This is a genomic window from Limnobacter sp. CACIAM 66H1, assembly GCF_001601825.1.
Taxonomy (GTDB): Bacteria; Pseudomonadota; Gammaproteobacteria; order Burkholderiales; family Burkholderiaceae_B; genus Limnobacter.
Genome location: NZ_LUJK01000003.1, coordinates 14,929 through 30,132 on the forward strand (window position 1 = coordinate 14,929; position 15,204 = coordinate 30,132).

At 51.1% G+C, this 15,204-nt stretch carries 17 protein-coding genes and 1 pseudogene; 13 read left to right on the top strand and 5 right to left on the bottom strand.

Annotation, left to right across the window (positions count from 1 at the left end):
* Window positions 1–123: 123 nt before the first annotated feature.
* From mltG to A0129_RS01330, 6 genes are read left to right on the top strand one after another with little or no spacing between them, the layout of a single operon-like run.
* Window positions 124–1,167 carry an endolytic transglycosylase MltG gene (mltG, locus tag A0129_RS01305; protein WP_291711686.1) on the top strand — a complete coding sequence of 348 codons (1,044 nt, stop codon included), beginning with the start codon at window positions 124–126 and terminating at the stop codon, window positions 1,165–1,167.
* Entirely contained in the window at window positions 1,124–1,825 is a 702-nt protein-coding gene (gene tmk, locus A0129_RS01310) for a dTMP kinase (RefSeq protein ID WP_291711688.1), read from the top strand. Before mltG ends, tmk begins: the two co-directional genes overlap by 44 nt.
* Window positions 1,822–2,817 carry a hypothetical protein gene (locus A0129_RS01315; RefSeq protein WP_291711690.1) on the top strand — a complete coding sequence of 332 codons (996 nt, stop codon included), beginning with the start codon at window positions 1,822–1,824 and terminating at the stop codon, window positions 2,815–2,817. The genes tmk and A0129_RS01315 overlap by 4 nt, the downstream gene beginning before the upstream one ends.
* A 36-nt stretch (window positions 2,818–2,853) precedes the next feature.
* Window positions 2,854–3,237 carry a PilZ domain-containing protein gene (locus tag A0129_RS01320; RefSeq protein WP_291711691.1) on the top strand — a complete coding sequence of 128 codons (384 nt, stop codon included), beginning with the start codon at window positions 2,854–2,856 and terminating at the stop codon, window positions 3,235–3,237.
* The gene (locus tag A0129_RS01325; protein WP_291711693.1) at window positions 3,237–4,022 is read left to right on the top strand and encodes a TatD family hydrolase; all 786 of its coding nucleotides are present in this window, start codon (window positions 3,237–3,239) and stop codon (window positions 4,020–4,022) included. The genes A0129_RS01320 and A0129_RS01325 overlap by 1 nt, the downstream gene beginning before the upstream one ends.
* Window positions 4,019–4,693: an ankyrin repeat domain-containing protein gene (locus A0129_RS01330; RefSeq protein ID WP_291711695.1), complete on the top strand. Its 675-nt coding sequence runs from the start codon at window positions 4,019–4,021 to the stop codon at window positions 4,691–4,693. The genes A0129_RS01325 and A0129_RS01330 overlap by 4 nt, the downstream gene beginning before the upstream one ends.
* A 27-nt stretch (window positions 4,694–4,720) precedes the next feature.
* On the opposite strand, the gene A0129_RS01335 is transcribed toward A0129_RS01330, so the two are convergent.
* The 4 genes from A0129_RS01335 to A0129_RS01350 all read right to left on the bottom strand — a co-directional run bounded on the left by A0129_RS01335 (window position 4,721) and on the right by A0129_RS01350 (window position 7,896).
* On the bottom strand, window positions 4,721–6,346 hold the full coding sequence (locus A0129_RS01335) for a PAS domain-containing methyl-accepting chemotaxis protein (protein WP_291711697.1): 1,626 nt from the start codon (window positions 6,344–6,346) through the stop codon (window positions 4,721–4,723).
* A gap of 103 nt (window positions 6,347–6,449) precedes the next feature.
* Window positions 6,450–6,584: a hypothetical protein gene (locus tag A0129_RS01340; RefSeq protein ID WP_291711699.1), complete on the bottom strand. Its 135-nt coding sequence runs from the start codon at window positions 6,582–6,584 to the stop codon at window positions 6,450–6,452.
* Between the two features lie 90 nt (window positions 6,585–6,674).
* A complete protein-coding gene (locus tag A0129_RS01345) occupies window positions 6,675–7,448 on the bottom strand; it encodes a hypothetical protein (protein ID WP_291711701.1) in 774 nt (257 codons plus the stop codon).
* Window positions 7,396–7,896 carry a hypothetical protein gene (locus tag A0129_RS01350; protein WP_291711703.1) on the bottom strand — a complete coding sequence of 167 codons (501 nt, stop codon included), beginning with the start codon at window positions 7,894–7,896 and terminating at the stop codon, window positions 7,396–7,398. Before A0129_RS01350 ends, A0129_RS01345 begins: the two co-directional genes overlap by 53 nt.
* A gap of 139 nt (window positions 7,897–8,035) precedes the next feature.
* On the opposite strand from A0129_RS01350, the gene A0129_RS01355 reads away from it, so the two are divergent.
* The 6 genes from A0129_RS01355 to A0129_RS01380 all read left to right on the top strand — a co-directional run bounded on the left by A0129_RS01355 (window position 8,036) and on the right by A0129_RS01380 (window position 12,153).
* Window positions 8,036–8,974: a chromate resistance protein ChrB domain-containing protein gene (locus A0129_RS01355; protein WP_171099046.1), complete on the top strand. Its 939-nt coding sequence runs from the start codon at window positions 8,036–8,038 to the stop codon at window positions 8,972–8,974.
* Window positions 8,971–10,338 (top strand): chromate efflux transporter, encoded by a 1,368-nt coding sequence (chrA, locus tag A0129_RS01360; protein ID WP_171099048.1) that lies wholly within the window; start codon window positions 8,971–8,973, stop codon window positions 10,336–10,338. The genes A0129_RS01355 and chrA overlap by 4 nt, the downstream gene beginning before the upstream one ends.
* Window positions 10,339–10,353: 15 nt before the next feature.
* The gene (locus tag A0129_RS01365; protein ID WP_171099050.1) at window positions 10,354–10,953 is read left to right on the top strand and encodes a superoxide dismutase; all 600 of its coding nucleotides are present in this window, start codon (window positions 10,354–10,356) and stop codon (window positions 10,951–10,953) included.
* The gene (locus tag A0129_RS01370; RefSeq protein ID WP_291711704.1) at window positions 10,946–11,323 is read left to right on the top strand and encodes a hypothetical protein; all 378 of its coding nucleotides are present in this window, start codon (window positions 10,946–10,948) and stop codon (window positions 11,321–11,323) included. The genes A0129_RS01365 and A0129_RS01370 overlap by 8 nt, the downstream gene beginning before the upstream one ends.
* A gap of 31 nt (window positions 11,324–11,354) precedes the next feature.
* Window positions 11,355–11,804 (top strand): chromate resistance protein ChrB domain-containing protein, encoded by a 450-nt coding sequence (locus A0129_RS01375; protein ID WP_171099054.1) that lies wholly within the window; start codon window positions 11,355–11,357, stop codon window positions 11,802–11,804.
* A 154-nt stretch (window positions 11,805–11,958) separates the two neighbouring features.
* Complete coding sequence (locus A0129_RS01380; protein WP_367189680.1) at window positions 11,959–12,153, top strand: hypothetical protein; 195 nt, start codon at window positions 11,959–11,961, stop codon at window positions 12,151–12,153.
* Between the two features lie 84 nt (window positions 12,154–12,237).
* Here the strand turns inward: A0129_RS01380 and A0129_RS01385 are convergent.
* Window positions 12,238–12,351: pseudogene (locus A0129_RS01385) on the bottom strand (transposase); the annotation flags it as partial.
* A gap of 847 nt (window positions 12,352–13,198) precedes the next feature.
* Between A0129_RS01385 and A0129_RS01390 the strand changes: the two are divergent.
* On the top strand, window positions 13,199–15,193 hold the full coding sequence (locus tag A0129_RS01390) for a S8 family peptidase (RefSeq protein ID WP_291711706.1): 1,995 nt from the start codon (window positions 13,199–13,201) through the stop codon (window positions 15,191–15,193).
* The last annotated feature ends 11 nt before the right edge of the window (window positions 15,194–15,204 follow it).

The following is a 15,204-nucleotide window of genomic DNA, read 5'->3' on the forward strand; positions in this document are numbered from 1 at the left end:
AACAAAACAAACCGTGTCGACAGGCCATGGAAAAACTTTCCCGCTATCATGAACGGCAATGTCCACATTGTAGTGGCTTCTGGTAAGGTCTCGCCTTCCAACAACCCAAGGTGAAGCAAAGTCGTGCGCAAAGCTCAAAAAACAAAGAAGGCATTGAAAAAAACAGCGTTTGGTTGGCGTTGGTTCAAACGGACTATGATCGCCGCTGTCGTACTGCTGTCCGCAATTATTGTGGGTGTTTACTTTGTTCTGACCCTGCCAATCGGTCGTAGCCAACCCCGGGTGGATGCGCATGTGAGTTCAGGCTTGGGTGCACGCGCCATTGCGAATGAATTGAACCAGCAGGGTTTGAATGTCAGTCCTGATTTGTTTGTGTTGGCCGCTCGGTTAACCGGTAACGCTGGTCAGCTGAAAGCAGGCCGTTACGACCTTCCAGAGGGAATCAGTACCTTGGGTTTGGTGGATTACCTGAGCAAAGGGCAGGGGGTGCTAAGCAGCGTGGCCCTGGTGGAAGGGCAAACCGCCCGCGCCTTGTTGGCAAAATTGCGGACGCAACCAGACTTGATTGATGATTTGCCTGGCATGGACCACCGTGCAATTGCCGCAAAATTTGGCCTGGAAGGCGCAAGCCTGGAGGGCTGGATTTATCCAGATACCTACAAGTATTCACCGGGCTCGAAGTTGTCCGAATTGTTGCAAAGGGCAGTGCGTTTGCAGCAAGTAGAGCTTGATAAGGCTTGGGCGCAACGCGATCCCCAAACACCTCTGAAAACCCCCTACGACGCTTTGAAAATGGCCTCAATCGTCGAGAAGGAGACCGGTTTGGCGAGCGACCGTGGCAAAGTCGCCAGCGTATTTGTAAACCGATTGCGCGTGGGCATGTTGCTGCAAACCGACCCCACGGTAATCTACGGTGTTGGCGAGGCCTTTGACGGCAATTTGACTCGAAAACACCTTCAAACTGACACCCCTTACAACAGCTATACCCGGGCAGGTTTGCCTCCAACACCCATCTCAAACCCCGGCAAGGCGGCCTTGTACGCAGCGGTAAACCCTGACAAAACTCCGTATTTTTATTTTGTGGCCAAGGGTGACGGCGGTAGTTATTTCAGCAAGAATCTGAATGAGCACAACAATGCTGTACGGAAATACCAACTTGGGCGGTGACGGCGAGATGAAAAAGCAGAAGCAAGGTTACCTGATCAGTTTTGAAGGCGTGGACGGCGCCGGAAAGTCGTCGCACATTGCGCGGGTTAAAGCACGCCTTGAAGAATTGGGCTTTGAATGCCTGCAAACCCGTGAGCCTGGTGGAACACCTGTAGGCGAGGCCATTCGGGAACTGGTGTTGCACCATGACATGGATGTAAACACCGAGTTGTTGTTGATGTACGCAGCGCGCAGACAGCATATGGTCGAAACCATTCAGCCCGCCCTGGAGCGCGGTGTGTGGGTTATTACTGACCGGTTTGAAGACAGTAGTTTCGCTTACCAGGCCGGGGCGGGCGGTGCCAGTTGGGAGGACTGCCAACAATTGAGTAAGTGGGCGTTGAAGGGATTCGAGCCCACATTGACCTTTTTGTTTGATTTACCCATTGTCGTATCGCAAAGCCGCATTCAGGGCAGGGCGGGCGCTAGCGACAAATTTGAAGAAAAACCGACGAGTTATTTTGAAGCAGTGCGCGCGGGTTTTATCAAACGCTCGCAGTTGAACCCACGCCGAATTCGCCTGATCGACGCCCAGCCTCCTGAAGCGGAAGTCGGAGAAACCGTGTTGGCTGAACTCGACAAGTTCATGCGAACCCATTTAAACCTGGGTTTGGCATGAGTACTGCCAGCTGGTTGTTGCGCGCCCAGGCACAATTGGGCAATTTGATGCAGGCCACCACCGCGCCGATATTGGTGCATGGTCACCAGCCCAAAGGGCTTTATGAATTGGTAGGGCAACACCTGGCTGAATTGCTCTGTGAGGCTTCAGCCGGCAACAAGCCATGCCTGCAATGCCCCGGGTGCCACATGCGTGTAGCTGGCAATCACCCTGATTTGCGCTACCTGATGCCACAGACCGTTGCCCTTGAACTGGGTTTTAATGTGGAAGTAAAAACAGGCGTTAAACCCAGTCAGGATATTCGAATCGATGACGTGCGCGACCTGCAAAACTATTTCAATACCGCATCCAGTCGTGGCGCTTCCCGCTATGTGGTGGTCTATCCATTTGACAACATGAACGCCAACACGGCCAATGCGCTGCTCAAAACACTCGAAGAACCAGCCAATGGTCTTCGGTTTGTGCTGGTGGGTAGCCGTGTTGACAAACTGCTACCCACCATTCGTTCGCGTTGCCAGGAATTGACCATGCCCATGCCCGCTATTTCTGAATGCCTGGCCTGGCTGGAGACGCAGGGTGTGCAGCAGCCGGATGTCGCATTGGGTGTAGCCATGAACGATCCTTTTGAGGCGCTCAGCCTTGCCCAAGTGGCAGCGGACCAGCTAGATTTGCGCAAGAAGTTTTTGGAATGGCTTGCCAACCCCGACCAGCATGCCAACCCGCCTGCCGGTCTTGAAAAAGTGGGCTTGCCGGTGGTGCTCGAATTGGCCATGCGCCTGTGCAGCGACTGTGTTTCGCAGGCTCATGGCTTGAAGGGGACCAATTTCCCCTGGTTGGCCCCGAAACTCATGTGGGTTAAGTCGGTTGGTATGGATCGTTTCAGCCAGCTCTATCAAAATTTACAGAAAGAATTTCGCTTGGCGAATCATCCTATTAACCCCCGTTTGGCGCTAGAGTATGTGGGACAACAGTGGCAAAATTTAACGAAGTAATTCACTGAAGAATTTCCTTTCCGGACCGCACAAGCCATGACCAGCAACTTGATAAACAAACCGCGAAACAACAAGGAAGCCAGCCGCCCTTGGATGCTTTCTTTGACTTTGGGCGACAAAAACACGGCAGCGAACCTCTACATGCCTTTCATCAAGGGCGGCGGCGTGTTCGTGGAAAGTGACAAGGAATACAATTTGGGCGACCCGGTGTTCGTGTTGTTGACCGTCGGTGAAGAAGCCAAAAAGTTTCCTATTAACGGCAAAGTTGTGTGGATTTGCGGTGCAAATGCCCGTGGTGACAAAGCGCAGGGGATTGGCGTGCAGTTTCCGAAAGACGACAGTGGAGAAGGCGTGCGGGTGGCAATCGAGCAAATGATTGGTAAAATGCAGAATTCAATGAAGAAAACAGCAACCCTGTAGTGTTTACCGATTCACACTGTCATCTTGATTTTCCTGGTCTGGTCGAGCATCTCCCAGACATCCTGAGCCGAATGCAGACCGCGCAGGTGAACCGCGCCTTGTGCATTTCGGTACAGCTTGAAGATTTCCCCAACGTACTGGCGCTGGCCGAAAACCACGAGCAATTGTGGGCCACTGCGGGCGTGCATCCCGACTATGAAGACATTACCGAACCCACTGTAGAAAAACTGCTTGAATTGGCTGATCACCCCAAGGTAATTGGCATTGGTGAAACGGGTTTGGACTACTTTCGCTTGAAAGGCGATTTGGAATGGCAACGAGAACGCTTTCGGGTGCATCTGCGCGCGGCCAATCTGTGTAAAAAACCGGTGATTGTTCACACCCGTGCCGCGGGTGAGGACACCTTGAAAATTCTTTCTGAAGAAAATGTACAGGGTTGTGGCGGCATTATTCACTGCTTCACCGAGTCACTCGATTTCGCGCGTCAGGCGCTTGATTTGGGCATGTATTTGTCATTCTCAGGAATTGTCAGTTTCAAGAATGCGGGTGACCTTCGCGAAGTGGCCAAGTTTGCGCCAATGGACCGAATCCTGATTGAAACCGATTCGCCTTACCTTGCACCGGTTCCACATCGTGGCAAAACCAATGAGCCAAGCTTTGTGCCGCATGTGGCCAAGGTTATTGCGCAAGAGAAGGGGGTTGCCGTTGAAGAAATTGGTATTCAGACCTCAGCGAACTTTGATCGTTTATTTGGGTTTGCACCAACCGGAGTGAATGCGGTTTGAAGCGTCGTGCCTTTGCGGGTAGTTTGCTTCTGCTTGCCTTGCCAGGTGTTTCACTGGCAGGCGCCTTCGAAGATTTTTTCCTGGCAATTCAATTTGACGATGAATACCGCTTGAAATCTCTGTTGCTCAAGGGCATGGACCCCAACACAGTGAATGAACAAGGTTTTCCCGCCATCACCTTTGGCATGATGCAAGACTCGCCCAAGGCGGTGCGGGTGTTGCTGTCGTCTGGCAAACTGAACCCCAACCAGGCAGATCGCCGCGGTGAAACTCCTGTGATGGTGGCTTGTACGTTGAACAAGCCTGATTGGGTCGCGGCCTTACTGGCCAAGGGCGCCACAATCGGTGGGGACGGGCAGTGGACAGCCTTGCACAATGCAGCAGCCTCGGGTTCAAGTGAATCGATTGAATTATTGGTGAAGGCGGGGGCGAAAATTGATGTACTTTCGCCCAACGACACCACACCTTTGATGATGGCTGCACGTGAGGGCAGGGAGGCCTCCGCGCGAGTGCTCTTGAAGCTGGGGGCCAATCCAGCATTGAAAAACCAGGCTGGATACAACGCTGCGGGTTATGCCATGAAAGCCAATCAAAAAGAGCTGGCGTTTGAGATCATGAAAAAAGAAAGGGCGCTGCGAACAGCGCCCTTGAAGCCTAACAAGACGAACTAACCGTTCGTCTGATTGACGGGTGAAAACTCACAGACTTGCCTCAAAATGTTTGACCAGGGTACGCAAGTCGCCGGACGTTGAGGCCAGTTGTTTTGCTGCGCTGTCCAAATCGTTAATCGCAGCAACGTTGCTTTCGGTCAGCGCACTCATGCGCTCCATGCTGTTTGCTACTTCAAGCGATGCTTGTGACTGTTGTTCAAGCATGGCCGAAATATCCTTGGCAGATTGGGCTACGCCACGGCTGGCTACTTTGATGGCCTGCAGACTTTCACCTGCTTCTAGAATCAAGGTTGTGCCAATATTGACTTCGTCCACTGCGCGCCCCATGGTTTCAAGGCCTTTGTTGGTACCGCTTTGAACCTCTTGCACCGTGGCTGAAATTTCCGTGGTGGATTGTCGTGTCATTTCCGCCAACTTGCGCACTTCATCAGCCACCACAGCAAACCCCCGGCCTGATTCACCGGCTCTTGCTGCTTCAATTGCAGCGTTCAATGCCAGCAAGTTGGTTTTCTCGGCAATCTCGGTAATGGTCCGAGTCACGTTGCTGATTTTCACCACTGCGCGGTTCAGTTCTTCAATATTCTGTTTTGCATCTTGAACAACCTGTGCCACCTTCTGAGTGGCTTGGGTGGACTTGTCCATGCTTTGTGCTCCTGTGTCGACCACATCCATGGCGTTCTTCGCATGGGCCGAACTCTTGCCCGTGGCCTCTGAAATTTCAGAAACAGACACCGACAGTTCCTCCAATGCCGCCGCAACGCCATTGATGCCGTCTGATTGCTGCTGAGAGCGAGTCATCAAGTTGATTGCCAACTGGCTAAGGTGTTCGGCATTGTTCTTTACTTCGGATGAACTAGAAATGACGTCTGCAATAATGGCGCGCAGGTTTACTTGCATGCTCTTGAACGCGGTATGCACCTTGTTGAATTCGCGTGTGCTTGACTCTGGAATTTCATGCTTGAAATTGCCTTCTGCCAAGGCTCGCATGGCTTGTAACATCGAGTTGTTGGTGTGTTCAACACGGCCTTTCAGCCAAATCAAACCCAATGCCGCAGCTACAAATGATGCAGCAGCGCTGCCATAGCTGAGGGCAGGGATGTTGAACATCGACAGCAGGGCGATCATGACCGGTAAAAAGCCGACAATGACCAAATCAACAACAAATGGGCGCCCTTTTGCGGGCTTGGTGAACGGAAAGCTGGCGCTGCCAGCATTGATTGCCTTGTACAAGACCTCAGCTTCTGCTTTTTGTGTATCACTGGGCTTGGAGCGCACGGACATGTAACCAATCTTCTCGCCGTTCTGTGTCAACGGCGTGACGTATGCATCCACCCAGTAGTAACCGCCGTCCTTACAGCGGTTTTTTACCAGGCCTTTCCACGGTTCATCCCGGCGCGCCGTATCCCACAGGTCTTTAAACGCGTCACGGGGCATGTCCGGATGGCGAACCACGTTGTGTGGCTGCCCCAGTAACTCGTCAAGCGTAAAACCGGAAATTTCGACAAAGGCTGGGTTGGCGTAGGTAATGCGACCCTTCAAATCAGTTTTGGTCACAATGGGAATGCGTGGATCCAGCAGGCGTTCTACAGCAGTTGTAGGAGCGGCCATTCTTGCATTGCGGCCTTTGAGGTTATTTTGGGCAGATGTTGACATGAAGGTTCCATACCATGTGGGTCGATTTACCTTCTCATCATACGAATTCCCAGTGCAGATGAAGGCTTGCAACAGAGGCCTAAATCGGCCTCAATTTTATGCTTTACATGCTTTGGCCAACCACAATTACCTTGGATTGGAAGCCTTGAATAATGTCCTGACCTGCAGCAACTGCTTCAATGGGCCAGTCGGGATACAACGCGCAAGCCACAAAAGCGAAGAACATGAATTTGTACATAAGAATAGCCTCAGATAAAAGTGAACCAACCTATGTACTTTTTCGGCGATTGCAGACCGCAAAGCATCGCCAGTATTGGTGGGGGTCACTCTAGGTAACCCTTTTTATGATCATGGATATTTGTCGCATAATTTGTATTATGTAAACTAATGTATTTTTGAATGTGCTCCCACAGAAGCCAAACTGTCGTCTTATCGCGTACGAATTCTTCGGAGTAAGAAGAATTGACCCAACCGAATTTTTTAGTACTTCTGCAACTACCTTTGCTTTTTCGGCAAGTGCACCATCAATTGAGGTTTCGTCCCAGCATATGCCCACAAACTGCTTACCTAAAACACTGGGAAACCCGGCACCATCGATATAAAAGTCCTTGTCGGTGTGGTGTAGTTTTTTCTTCGCCCAGGGGGAAAGGGACTTCTTGATTACCCGAAGCACATCTTCTTTAGAAATCTCTTTTCGAAGACTCATGTGATATCCAAGCACCAATCGAGTCACCACCTCAATAATCACGATCACCCAGATTCTATGGATCAGTACGTTCTGGTAGCCACCCTCAAGTAAAGGAATCGCAACGGTGAAGCGCCCATCAATTTTGTGGGCGTCCATTTCTACACGTTGAAACGGGCGGTGAACTGGTCGATCAACACCATCTCCCGCCTGCATTTTCCTTTGAAGTTCATTTCCACCGTGTATCAGGATTGCCTTGCCAGGGTTTTCGTGAAGCACCTTATCAATGTATTTAATGATTGAGTGATATCCGTTCGTTTTAGTATTAAAAGGCCACTCCCCTTTGATTTCAAGACCTTTCTCTCTAAGACTTTGGAGAAACCAGAGCCAAATCGATCGTTTTGAAGTTGACAACATTCCAAGCTTTTTTTCGAGTATTGGGGACTTTAAGAATTTTTTTGTGTAAAGCCTCTCTGACGTCCGGATAGGTGTCTAGTAGCGTTTGAAAAGCGCCAACAGCACCGTGTCCCCACTGATTAATAACGATGGGTGAACGTCTCTTGAATTGAACTATTCTTGTTTGTGGGATCAGTGCTCGCCAGCCGTAAATTTGGCCGTCTGGGTGATTGCAAATACACCGTTCAGTGATTAAGCGATAGATTTGAGGCTCTGAGATACCATATTCTTTTCGAATCGTAGCGACTTTACTGCCGCTTAAATAGGCCTTGATTGCCTCTTTTCTATTGAGGAACTTGGCTAGCTTATCTGGAGCTAGTGAAGCTTCATCAAAGCCTGGCCAAACTGTAAAGTCAGCCCAGATGGTGTCACTTAAACCTTTGATGTGTCGAGTCGACTCGGAGGCCATGGTAGAGACTTAGGCAAAGTAGTTTCTATTTACTTTACCCGGTTTTTCTCAGGTCGTGCCGTCGGCTAGGCTAGTTCGCTTTTCAAAAGAATCCAAATATATCTTGTATCGATCACTACAAGTTGGTAGGATAAGCTACATGAATATGTGGCTTATCCTTATTATTAGCTTGTCAACTGAAAACGCAACTGCCCGCATGCGTGCCTGGCGCGCTTTGAAAGCAGCAGGCGCAGCGGTCTTACGGGATGGCGTTTATCTTTTGCCTAATCAGCCCAGCTTCCGTTCCACTTTCGATGCCGTCGCGGCAGATGTGGTTGCAAATGGCGGTAGTGCATATGTGCTAAGCGCCGGAGAGCCGTCTGACATCCATTTTCAAGAACAATTCGATCGCCGTGATGAGTATGCTCATTTGCTGGTTGACATCCAAACAGTGCGCAATGAGCTCACTGCCGATACAGCTTTGAGTGTTGCGAAACAAATCCGCAAGTTGCGCAAGACCTTTGCGGCAGTGATGGAAATCGATTTTTTCCCCGGCGAGGCGCAAAAACAGGCCGATGCCGCGCTTGTGGAATTGGAAGTGGCGGTCAATCGCGTCTTGTCACCTGATGAACCGCACCCCGTTATAGGGCAAGTTTTGAGCTTAAAGCTTGCCGACTATCAAGGCAAGACATGGGCGACTCGCCGCCGTCCCTGGGTAGACCGGTTGGCCAGTGCTTGGCTGATCCGTCGGTTTATCGACCAGGAGGCCACCATTCTCTGGCTTGCCCATCCATCTGACTGCCCGAGCGATGCATTGGGCTTTGATTTTGACGGTGCCACCTTCAGCCACGTCGGCGTCAAAGTGACGTTTGAAGTCTTACTCGCCAGCTTTGGTTTGGATCGTCCCGGCTTGCAGCGCATTGGCACATTGGTCCATTACCTAGATGTCGGCGGCGTACAACCGCCTGAATCCGTGGGTATTGAAACTGTCTTGGCAGGACTGCGGGAATCGATTACCGATGACGATCAATTATTAGCATTAGCCAGCGGTGTGTTCGATGGCTTACTGGTTTCTTTTGAAAAGGTGCAAACTAAATGAGTATTACCAATGCTGTGGCCGACGATGCGCCACTGACTAGGCCAGCCGATGTCGGCTTTTGGGAAGCGTTCAGATTATGGCTAAAACTTGGCTTCATGGGTTTTGGTGGGCCGGCTGCACAAATCGCGCTCATGCATCGGGAACTGGTTGAGCAAAGACGCTGGATTAGTGAGCGCCGGTTTTTGCATGCCCTTAACTATTGCATGTTGCTCCCCGGCCCGGAGGCGCAGCAGCTCGCCACTTACATGGGTTGGTTGATGCACCGCACCTGGGGCGGCATCGTTGCAGGTGCACTTTTTATCTTGCCGGGTCTCTGTTTCCTGATTGGGTTGTCGTGGCTCTATATCGCCTACGGGGACGTTCCCCTTGTAGCGGGACTGTTCTATGGCATCAAACCTGCTGTGACGGCTGTTGTCGTCTATGCGGTGCATCGCATTGGTTCGCGCACACTGAAAAATAATGTGCTGTGGGCGATTGCGGCCGCGGCATTCGTGGCGATCTTCGCGTTCAACGTGCCGTTTCCAGCCATTGTCGCGGGCGCCATAGTAGTCGGCTATATCGGCGGGCGCGTGGCACCCGACAAGTTTAAAACAGGGGGCGGTCATGGTAGTGCCAAGCAGTCGTACGGCCCGGCGGTCATTGACGATGAAACACCCACGCCGGCACATGCCTTGTTCCGCTGGTCGAAACTTGCGAGAGTATTGATCATCGGCGCAATCCTTTGGTCAGTGCCTATGGCCTTGTTAAACATGGTTTATGGCTGGGATCATACTTTCACCCAAATGGGCTGGTTTTTCACCAAGGCGGCGCTTCTGACCTTTGGCGGCGCGTATGCCGTGTTGCCCTATATTTACCAGGGAGCCATTACCAATCATGGCTGGCTCACACCGACCCAGATGATCGATGGCCTGGCATTGGGAGAAGCCAACCCTGGTCCGCTGATCATGGTGGTGGCCTTTGTCGGCTTTGTGGGCGCGTATGTCAAAACGCTGTTCGGCCCCGACATGCTGTTTGCCGCCGGCGCCTTTGCCGCCGTGCTGGTTTCTTGGTTCACCTTTTTGCCTTCGTTCATTTTCATTTTAGCCGGCGGCCCCTTTGTCGAGACAACCCATGGCAACCTGAAGTTTACCGCGCCATTGACGGCTATTACGGCGGCAGTAGTCGGCGTGATCTTGAATCTGGCCGTGTTCTTCGCGTATCACGTATTGTGGCCCAAGGGATTTGCCGGGTCATTTGATTGGGTCGCTGCCGTGCTCGTCGTGCTCGCTGCGGTGGCACTCGTGCGCTACAAGCGCAATGTCATGCAAGTCATTGCAGTCAGTGCTTTAATCGGCTTGCTTTTAAAAACTGTTGTCAACGTTTAAGTTAGGAGAACCCAGATGCCGTATGAATTATTGCCGTTACCAACCGACGCCAAAACCTTACATGGCTTGTCCGCGACCTTGATTGAAAGCCACCATGCGAATAACTATGGCGGCGCGGTCAAGCGCTTGAACCTGATTCAAGAGCAATTGGGGAAAACCGACTTCGACCAGGCGCCGGGATTTGTGCTAAATGGCTTAAAGCGTGAAGAGTTGATTGCATACAACTCCATGCTGCTGCATGAGATCTATTTTGATGGCTTGGGTGGCGATGGTGTTTTGCCATCCGGCTTGCTGCGGGACGCTATTGAGCGCGACTTTGGCAGTGTCGCGCGCTGGCAGTCCGAGTTTGTCGCCATGGGCAAAGCCTTGGGTGGCGGTTCGGGCTGGGTGTTGCTGGTGAAGTCGCCACGCGACGGCAAGCTGAGCAACCAATGGGCAGCCGACCATACCCAGACCTTGGCTGGCGGTATGCCAATTTTGGCTTTGGATATGTATGAACATGCGTATCACATTGATTTCGGTGCCAAGGCTGGTGAATATGTAGAGGCATTCATGAATAACGTGAACTGGACTACAGTAGAAGAGCAATTAGCGAGGGTCAGAAGCCATGCCTAGCGTTTTTATCTCGTTGATTGGGTTTGCTTTCGCTTTGAACACTCCGATCGCAACAGCGGAACCACACCGGAAAGTGCTATCCGGACAAGAAATCCGTAAGGTATTTATAGGGAAGATCACGACCGACAGTACCCATTTTGCTTATCACTTGAAGCCGGATGGGAAGATTATTGGCAACGAGTTGGGGCGCAGTCGTAAAGGAACCTGGGCAATACAAAGCAACCAACTGTGCCTGAGTGTTCCGATGGGCGCTCCTGCAGATTGCTGGACAGTTGTGTGCCTTGATGGCAATCTGGTTTTTCGGCGTGACGGCGTTGATGTCATGGAGGTCACGGTCGAAAAATTTAGCGCAAAGTACCACTTTGATTAGCAGTTGTCACTATGCTTGAAAGGAATGAAGTATGAAATGGGTTACCCGAGAACGCCCCAAAATCGACCGGATTGCCTGCCCGTGGCTGGTGGCCCGTTTCATCGATTCCGAAGCCGAGTTTTTATATGTGCCTTCAAAAGAGGTGCTGAAAACAGCTGAGGAGACCGGGGCGATTCCGTACGATGTGTCAGGGGTCGAGCTGACCCATGATGGAGAGCTGTGCAGCTTCGATGCCATCCTCAAAAAGTATAAGCTCGAAGATCCGGCGCTGCAGCAATTGGCTGCCATTGTGCGTGGCGCGGATACAGACAGACTTGACCTGACGCCGCAATCGGCCGGGTTATTTGCGATATCGCTCGGGCTGTCTGCCAATTTTGCCGACGACCATGAAATGCTCAGGCACGGCATGGTCATGTATGACGCGCTCTATGCCTGGTGCCAACAGTGTCAATCTGAAACGCACAACTGGCCACCCCAATGAACTAACGATTTTTCTATTTCAGGAGAAATGCTATGTCTAACTCCATTCTTTTGCGACGCTCTTTGCTTGCGCTCTCGCTTGCGGCAAGCACGGTACCCGTAGTTCCTATGTGATGGCGATCGTTACGCCGCCAGAGCGCGCGGCAGCGGCAAGCGTGACAGCAGTTCCACGCACCTTTGCCGCCGCCATGGCGCCATTGTTGGCGGGATATTTGCTAAGCGTTTCATCATTCGGCTGGCCGTTGATCATTGCCGGTGTGCTGAAAATAATCTACGACTTGTTGTTATTGAAGATGTTTCATGCCATTCGCCCACCAGAGGAGGTCCAATCTCGCGACAACAGGGCATGATGCAGCGCCGTATTATTTTTGCCAGCTGGTTGGCCTGCGATCATTTGTAACGGCTTGCAGCGGCAGAAAAATCCATTGCTATACCAGCATTTTGCGCAGTCTGACGTTCTCGGCCTCCTGTGTTTTTAGACGTCGAACTTCATCGGTTTCCAAGTCGCCAAATTTCTTGCGCCACGCATAAATTGTCGGTTCGCTTATCAATGTATTTAATAATTGAGTGATATCCGTTCGTTTTAGTGTTAAAAGGCCACTCCCCTTTGATTTCAAGACCTCTATCTCTAAGACTTTGGAGAAACCAGAGCCAAATAGATCGTTTTGAGATTGATAACATTCCAAGCTTTTTTCGGGTATTGGGGACTTTAAGAATTTTTTTGTGTAAAGCTTCTCTGACGTCTGGATAGGTGTCTAGTAGCGTTTGAAAAGCGCCAACAGCACCGTGTCCCCACTGATTAATAACGATGGGTGTACGTCTTTTGAATTGAACTATTCTGCTTTGTGGGACCAGTGCTCGCCAGCCGTAAATTTGGCCGTCTGGATGATCGCAAATACAGCGTTCAGTAATTAAGCGATAGATCTGAGGCTCTGAGATACCATATTCTTTTCGAATCGCAGCGACTTTGCTGCCGCTTAAATATGCCTTGATTGCCTCTTTTCTATTGAGGAATTTGGCTAGCTTATCTGGAGCTAGTGAAGCTTCATCAAAGCCTGGCCAAATTGTAAAGTCAGCCCAGATGGTGTCACTTAAACCTTTGATGTGTCGAGTCGACTCGGAGGCCATAGTAGATATTTGGGCAGAGTAATTTCTATTTACTTTACCTTTTTAATCTACAGTCTGTCTACTTTACAATTGTACTCTCACGGGAAGTTAGCTTACTTGTGAATTGGGTAAAAATAAATTGTTTATTATCAGCAGGTTGGGGGAACAATCTTCTTTACAACTCTAATAGAACAGGCGCCAAACCTTTCATTTTCCTGTTTCCTGTTCTGAATCCGCAAGCCCCTCTCCCCGGTATTATCTAATAACAACCACAATCAGGGTCTACCCATGCAGTTGCGTTTTGTAATTCAAAGCAGTTTATTCATGCTGCTTGCCATGTTCTCGACCATTTCTTGGTCGGCTGATCGTTGGGTAATCCAGTTCAAGGACAGTGCTGATCGCAGTGAATCTGTTATTCAATCATCCTCATTGGAATCACGAAAATCAGAATTGCGAGCCAAGCTTGCCGAGTTGTCCAAAGTTCACAAACGTACATTTCAGCTTGTCAGGCCGTTTGGTGAACGTGGTGCCGTGATCACAACGTCAAATATCAGTGATGCCGAACAAACCCGTCTTCGTTTATTGTCGGACCCGTTGATTGAGTCGGTAGAGCTGGATCGTCGAATCCGGCTTCGAGCACAGTCTCCCCTGATTGGTTTGTTGAACGCACTTGATTTGTCCAGACGCAGTCGGTCTTGGTTTCATCAAGATGTGAGTACTCAACCGGCTTCCATCAACACTGGTGCAATGTGGGCGAATTTTCACGGAACTGCACCCACTGTGGTAGCTGTGTTGGATACAGGTGTTTTGCCAAGCCACCCAATGCTTCAGGGTCATTTGCTGCCGGGCTATGATTTCGTTGCAGACCCTTCCATTGGAGCTGATGGGCAAGGTTCCGCAGGTTCAGACCGTGATTCCGATCCAACTGATCCCGGTGACGGTGTGGGTCCGGCAGACCTTTTGGCTGACCCAGTGTGCGGTGGTCTTAGTCAGTCAAGCTGGCACGGCACCTTTGTATCCGCCCTGCTTGCCGGAAACCCGGTTCCGGCTGAAGGTGTTTTCTCGGTCAACTGGAATGCGGTGGTATTGCCTGTTCGGGTGTTGGGCAAATGCGGTGGATTTTCCAGCGACCTTGCTGACGGAATTCGTTGGGCTGCAGGCCTGAGTGTGCCCGGCGTGCCCAATAACCCCTTCCCTGCCAAGGTAATTAATTTAAGTTTGGGTGCGGAGGGAGCTTGCGTGCCTTCCATTGAGGGCGCCGCAATTTCCGCTGCACGGCAGGCTGGCTCTTTGGTGGTGGTTGCTGCGGGCAATGATGGGAGCACTGTAGATTCTCCGGCAAATTGTCCTGGCGCTTTCGGTGTGGCTGCAATCGATCAAGAAGGCTTGAAGGCCAATTACAGCAACTTTGGTCCCACTATTCAACTTGCTGCGCCGGGTGGTGATGCGGCTTTCCCAATCTGGAGTGCCAGCAATACGGGTTTTGCGGGACCGTTAACCAACACCTACAACACCAAGATCGGAACCAGTTTTTCCTCACCGATGGTTGCGGGTGCAGCTTCTTTGTATTGGTCCCTGAATCCATCTGCATCGGTGGCAACTGTAGAGAACCTGTTAAAGACTTCTGCTCGACCTTTCCTATCCTTGGGGGGCAGCCCAACCTGCACCGTGGATACGGTCGGTATTGAATGCAACTGTACCCGCGCACTGTGCGGTGCAGGTATGCTGGATGTAGCCAATTTGATTAATACTCAGGCTGCAGGTGGTCTGACCAATCTGTTTTCCAACACCGGCAATGTGATTCCTCCGGGTCAAACGCGTACTTTTTCTGCAACCGGCACCTTAAATGCTTCTGGGCAAGAAGTGAGCGCGGTGAGTTTTGATGTAATCAATGTATTGAAATCGTCGGCAGATGCACCTGATCCCGTCCTTTCAATCAATGGGTTGAATGTGGACGTTACCGCACCAGCCGGTGTTGCAGGGTTCGACCTTCGTGCCCAGGTGTCCAATGGTCGAGCTGCAATTGCCTCGGTGGTTGTGGCCAATCAGGGTGCCACGTCCCCTACTTTGCTGGCCAGCCTGCTTTCACCATTGATCAATGGCGCTTCAGCCGGTGTGGGTGCGCCCTCTTCGGCCGTGGGCGATGGGGTGGTAGGCGATTCTGGCAGTGGTTCTGCCGCGGGCGGTTCCGGTGGCGGAGGGGGTGGTGGCGCTTTGAATTTACTGGGTTTGTTGACTTGTTTGTTTCTATTTCATTGTTTTAAAAAGAAAAACGTAATTTAACCTGTGATGCT

What these genes read in the sequence shown, in the direction of transcription:
- tmk (WP_291711688.1), top strand. Translation starts at nt 1,124, where the DNA reads ATGAGCACAACAATGCTGTACGGAAATACCAACTTGGGCGGTGACGGC.
- A0129_RS01315 (WP_291711690.1), top strand. Translation starts at nt 1,822, where the DNA reads ATGAGTACTGCCAGCTGGTTGTTGCGCGCCCAGGCACAATTGGGCAAT.
- A0129_RS01320 (WP_291711691.1), top strand. Translation starts at nt 2,854, where the DNA reads ATGACCAGCAACTTGATAAACAAACCGCGAAACAACAAGGAAGCCAGC.
- A0129_RS01335 (WP_291711697.1), bottom strand. Translation starts at nt 6,346, where the DNA reads ATGTCAACATCTGCCCAAAATAACCTCAAAGGCCGCAATGCAAGAATG.
- A0129_RS01340 (WP_291711699.1), bottom strand. Translation starts at nt 6,584, where the DNA reads ATGTACAAATTCATGTTCTTCGCTTTTGTGGCTTGCGCGTTGTATCCC.
- A0129_RS01345 (WP_291711701.1), bottom strand. Translation starts at nt 7,448, where the DNA reads ATGTTGTCAACTTCAAAACGATCGATTTGGCTCTGGTTTCTCCAAAGT.
- A0129_RS01350 (WP_291711703.1), bottom strand. Translation starts at nt 7,896, where the DNA reads ATGGCCTCCGAGTCGACTCGACACATCAAAGGTTTAAGTGACACCATC.
- A0129_RS01355 (WP_171099046.1), top strand. Translation starts at nt 8,036, where the DNA reads ATGAATATGTGGCTTATCCTTATTATTAGCTTGTCAACTGAAAACGCA.
- chrA (WP_171099048.1), top strand. Translation starts at nt 8,971, where the DNA reads ATGAGTATTACCAATGCTGTGGCCGACGATGCGCCACTGACTAGGCCA.
- A0129_RS01365 (WP_171099050.1), top strand. Translation starts at nt 10,354, where the DNA reads ATGCCGTATGAATTATTGCCGTTACCAACCGACGCCAAAACCTTACAT.
- A0129_RS01370 (WP_291711704.1), top strand. Translation starts at nt 10,946, where the DNA reads ATGCCTAGCGTTTTTATCTCGTTGATTGGGTTTGCTTTCGCTTTGAAC.
- A0129_RS01375 (WP_171099054.1), top strand. Translation starts at nt 11,355, where the DNA reads ATGAAATGGGTTACCCGAGAACGCCCCAAAATCGACCGGATTGCCTGC.
- A0129_RS01390 (WP_291711706.1), top strand. Translation starts at nt 13,199, where the DNA reads ATGCAGTTGCGTTTTGTAATTCAAAGCAGTTTATTCATGCTGCTTGCC.